A 4,343-nucleotide genomic window follows, 5' to 3' on the forward strand; every position below is an offset into this window, starting at 1 on the left:
GAGATGGGGAGATGGGGAGATGGGGAGATGGGGAGATGGGGAGATGGGGAGATGGTATACCGGCTTTTGGACAAGTGGATCGAGGGGAAATTTAAATGCTGATTAGCTTACATAAGCGCGTTTGTTGCCGAGTTTTGCCTAAGTCCTGTTTTTGCTACTGTGGGCGAATTAACTATGAGTCTAACCCCTCTTGTCTCCCTTCCCCATAATTTGCTGTGGGCAGCTTTAGTCATGATTGAGGTAAGGACGTTCCCATTCAATTCCTAACTGAGAAAATTGTTGGCGGATGGCGTTGAGGCGCTCCTCTGGAGTGTTATTACCGTTTTGCCAAGCCTGCATTAAACCATTGGCTACAATTTGGCAGCGGTTCATGCCAAAACTTTCTTGAGAGGTAAATTTTTGGGTTGGTTCTTCGGCAAAACTCAGTCCTGGTGCCAAAAACTTGGTGAATAAAGGCACTTCTGGGCGAAAATGGCAACGGTTTGGTAGATATATGGTTTGCATCACCCCAAAGACCACTTCAGAATCACAGCGCTCAAAGTAGAGTACTCCGCAGTCATGGCGTTTGTATTCCGATGGATTGTATAGAACTTTAAATGTGAAAGGAATTGCTGCTGCATTCAAATATTTTGTCATGCTATCCATGACAGCAAGGGCTCCATCTGGTGTCAGATTAAAATAGATTCGCCCTGTTTTAGAATCGATATCACCATTGCCCTGTCGCTCTTGACCAACATTACCCACTGCTACATAAAAGCCATTTTGCATTAAATTCTTGGGCATCCGGATGGCAACGAGGCTGCCGATAGTAGCAGATTTTTCCTCAGATTTGAGATGAATCTCCCGTTCAATATGCATAGTCAAACTACCTTTGGTGACGGCTATTGAACCATCGGTTTCTTCTGAGATTACCTGCCAATTGGAATCAAAGTAGCCTGTGCCTTGATTTTTGGCGTGGAGTTGTTGGTAAAATTCTAGGTCTATTCCCAGCAGGGTATTGTTCTCTAAGTTTTGATGGGGTGCTATATCCGCGCCACTTGTGTTGAGTGCCAGGGGAGTGCGCAGATAGCCATTGTAATAGATGCCATAGAGGAAATTTCTCAGCAGTAGACTGAGATACTTATGCTGTATGTCTTGAGGAAGTTCCTGAAAGCGGGCTACTGTTTGATCAGGTATGGCGAAGGGTTGATAGTTGGGATGGTTGATACAAAAATTGGACTGGATTTCAATGTTGTTAACAATGTCTTCCAGAGCTGCTTGTTGTTGATTGGGAAAAGGGTTGTCAAATAGCATCGTAATTTAATTTAAAATTAGATGAGGTCTATATAGCAGTTTTCAATTGACAATTCACAGGTATGCTCAAAACCCTTTTCTAGGGGATGACCGGATTTGATATCAGTTGTGATTCTGAGATCCCAAAAACTGTTGGCACAGATTGTTGTGGTCGGCAGAGTAGACTTTTGGCAACCTGGAGCATACAGATTCCAGTATTATCAAAGGATTTCTGATAGTAAATCATTGCCTGAATTTGGTAAATCAGTGCCAAACCGGTAAACTGAACTACTCGTTTAAGCCAGTTGGGACGAGCCGACTCAATCCCGGGAAAAGCGGTAAGATAGGCTTGGGTTAGAGCAGCGATGGAGGGTTGAAGCACTTGTAAAGGAGTCACTGCTAGACGCAAGGATTCTTCTAATTTAATCGTGGGGTCTACTACTAAGCTACTTAACCAGATTCCCAAGTAGCTGGCGATTATAGTTCCAAGGTCAAAGGCTGGATCTCCCCACGCACAACGTTCCCAATCAATCAGTCGCACCATGCTCTGATCGGGTGGTGAAGATGTTGAGAATTGCTCCCAGTCTCTATGAAGCAAAATGTTGTTCAATTTTAAGTCATTGTGGGTTAGGCAACTCGGATGCCAGTCAGTTTCCAAATCTGCGATCGCATTTACCAGACTGGGGTAACGTTGATAGAGAACAAAGAACTTTAAGGCATTGTTAGGGATTGAGCCAAACATCTCTGGGCTAAGCCGTCCGATTCCTTTAGCTGGATTGCCAAAGCGATAGGGAGATGTCCCCTTTGGTACCTGGTCTAGAAAATTCCGACATTCTGGTTGATTGAAGGTAACACGATGGAGGTTGCCTACAACTGTTCCGATATCAGTTGCGATCGCTTCAGGGAAAACTTGGTTTTGATAGTAGAAACTAAACAGGTCGAGATAGTTATTTAGATAGTTGTAGACCAGAATGCAATGATCGGGATCAAAATGAAGGATCTGGGAAACTGATGAAGCTAGACAGTGTTGGTCGGGCAACTGCTGCAGCCAGCGATGAAATTGCCACTCATTGAAAAATTCATGATTTATAAGACCACCATTATGGGGTCTTTCCTGCTTAACCAGTAGCTGACGATGATCTGAAAAGCTCACCAGTAAATTGAAATTCTTAGCAGGGGCAGCCGATTTCACCTGGATAGATTCTAGGTCTGACGGAGTACACAGCCCTATATCCAATAGATATGAGGAAATCGTTTCAGATGATAGTGGTTGCACAATATTAGTAGATGATCAGTACATGCACGACTTAAAGAGAAAATGTTTGTTGTTTACCCTTGAGAAGTTAACCGATAGTAGGGGCAAGTCTTGTGCCTAACCGTAGAACAATCAACACTCAACAGTTAACAATCAATAATCAGGCTGTTATAGTTTCAGCAGTTATCCCATTACTCTTTATCTATTAATACTCTTGTTTTTAACTAAAAACTCGCCATTTTGGCTAGACTAAACTGATATTTTTATCTAAAACAGAATTTGTAGACTTACAGAAATCTTTAATAAAGTCATCCGTCACACTCCTATGGAGGAAAACTAATAATGGAAATTTCTGAGTTACCCATCGGTTTTGAGTTGTTATCCGATGAGGAAACCTTTCTCAATGATCTAGATCAGCAAGATACTATGGTTCAGGGTGGATGTGGTCCGACTCCCCAAACACCATACATTTTGTGTGCAGCACCTACGGCAGTTCCCATGCCTGAACACCCAGAACCTTTTCCGAAATGTCCACGCCCAATACCCCAACCAACACCTCCTGTTTTTGAACATCCACGGCCCATACCTTTTCCTAAAACCGGGCCCATACCTTTTCCTAAAACCGGGCCCATACCTTTTCCTAGAACAGGACCGATTGTGATGACTCCACCAATACGAATGGATCATTAGATTGAGAGCATTAGCCCCTCGCTCTAAGTGTAGGGGCTGATGGTAACGATTAAGCTAAAACGCATTTTCAATGTGTTTTAACAAGGCAAAAGACAAAAGGGGGCTGAAATATATATTTTTTTATTTGATTGCAGTAAACTATTTTAGTTATATTTAGTAGTTATTTTGCAATTCAATAATAACTAAATTGAATATATTTTTTTTGGGTTATGCAGTTGTTTTAGGTGTTTATAACCTAATGATTAGTTAAGCGTTTTTTTATAAACCGCCCGTAAATAAGAATAGATAGGAAAGTTAGAGCTGAAGCATTCAGACAGTAATTAATGCCTGAAACCTTAGTTTTTTATTTAAATGCTTTGCCCTCTGGGACTTATAGCTAGCTGACATTTTCTGTCATAATTGCAGCTGATATAGTAAACATAGTAATGGCAGCTGCTATGAGCGAAACCATCTTTAGCAAGATTATCCGCCGAGAAATCCCAGCGGATATTGTTTATGAAGACGATTTAGCCCTTGCCTTCAAGGATATTAACCCTCAGGCACCAGTTCATATTCTGGTAATTCCCAAGAAGCCCATTCCTCAACTGGCAGCAGCTGAGTCGGAAGATCAAGCTCTGATGGGACACCTGCTGTTAACTGCTAAACAAGTTGCTGAGCAAGCTGGTTTGACCAATGGCTATCGACTGGTGATTAATAATGGTGCTGATGGTGGTCAAACGGTTGATCACCTGCATTTGCACATCTTGGGTCAACGCCAAATGAAGTGGCCTCCTGGCTGAGGTTTTTTTAGTGCTCAGTGTTGAGTGCTGAGTCTTGAATGGGTTTCTAAGTTAGGAGTTACGGAAAGAACCAGGCTCAGTTTATATATATAGAGGCGTTCGTTCCCGTAGCGTGACCAAAGGTCACGCTACGGGAACGCTATTTTTTTTGACTTTTTTTTGCTAATATCACCTTAATCTTTATTTGTCAATACTTAGTTTATATAAGTCTTACTTATTTACATTATTTAATAACCTGAGGGAAAATTACTCGCAAAACCCTTTACAAAACTTTAGATATTACGTAATATAAATACATGAAGGCGCACACAAGCCGGACGAACCTCGAAAAGTTCATATTCATACCC

At 41.8% G+C, this 4,343-nt stretch carries 4 protein-coding genes; 2 read left to right on the top strand and 2 right to left on the bottom strand.

Annotation, left to right across the window (positions count from 1 at the left end; genetic code table 11):
- Positions 1–225 precede the first annotated feature (225 nt).
- Both AC4II3_RS31525 and AC4II3_RS31530 read right to left on the bottom strand, forming a co-directional pair.
- Complete coding sequence (locus tag AC4II3_RS31525) at positions 226–1,293, bottom strand: T3SS effector HopA1 family protein (protein ID WP_488014550.1); 1,068 nt, start codon at positions 1,291–1,293, stop codon at positions 226–228.
- A 79-nt stretch (positions 1,294–1,372) separates the two neighbouring features.
- Positions 1,373–2,425 carry a phosphotransferase gene (locus AC4II3_RS31530; RefSeq protein ID WP_488029463.1) on the bottom strand — a complete coding sequence of 351 codons (1,053 nt, stop codon included), beginning with the start codon at positions 2,423–2,425 and terminating at the stop codon, positions 1,373–1,375.
- 444 nt (positions 2,426–2,869) lie between these two features.
- On the opposite strand from AC4II3_RS31530, the gene AC4II3_RS31535 reads away from it, so the two are divergent.
- Together AC4II3_RS31535 and AC4II3_RS31540 are read left to right on the top strand one after the other, a co-directional pair.
- Positions 2,870–3,217 carry a hypothetical protein gene (locus tag AC4II3_RS31535; protein WP_488014554.1) on the top strand — a complete coding sequence of 116 codons (348 nt, stop codon included), beginning with the start codon at positions 2,870–2,872 and terminating at the stop codon, positions 3,215–3,217.
- 425 nt (positions 3,218–3,642) lie between these two features.
- Complete coding sequence (locus AC4II3_RS31540) at positions 3,643–3,996, top strand: histidine triad nucleotide-binding protein (RefSeq protein ID WP_488014556.1); 354 nt, start codon at positions 3,643–3,645, stop codon at positions 3,994–3,996.
- Positions 3,997–4,343: the final 347 nt, after the last annotated feature.

It is taken from the genome of Moorena sp. (assembly GCF_982860115.1).

What these genes read in the sequence shown, in the direction of transcription:
- AC4II3_RS31525 (WP_488014550.1), bottom strand. Translation starts at nt 1,293, where the DNA reads ATGCTATTTGACAACCCTTTTCCCAATCAACAACAAGCAGCTCTGGAA.
- AC4II3_RS31540 (WP_488014556.1), top strand. Translation starts at nt 3,643, where the DNA reads ATGGCAGCTGCTATGAGCGAAACCATCTTTAGCAAGATTATCCGCCGA.
- AC4II3_RS31535 (WP_488014554.1), top strand. Translation starts at nt 2,870, where the DNA reads ATGGAAATTTCTGAGTTACCCATCGGTTTTGAGTTGTTATCCGATGAG.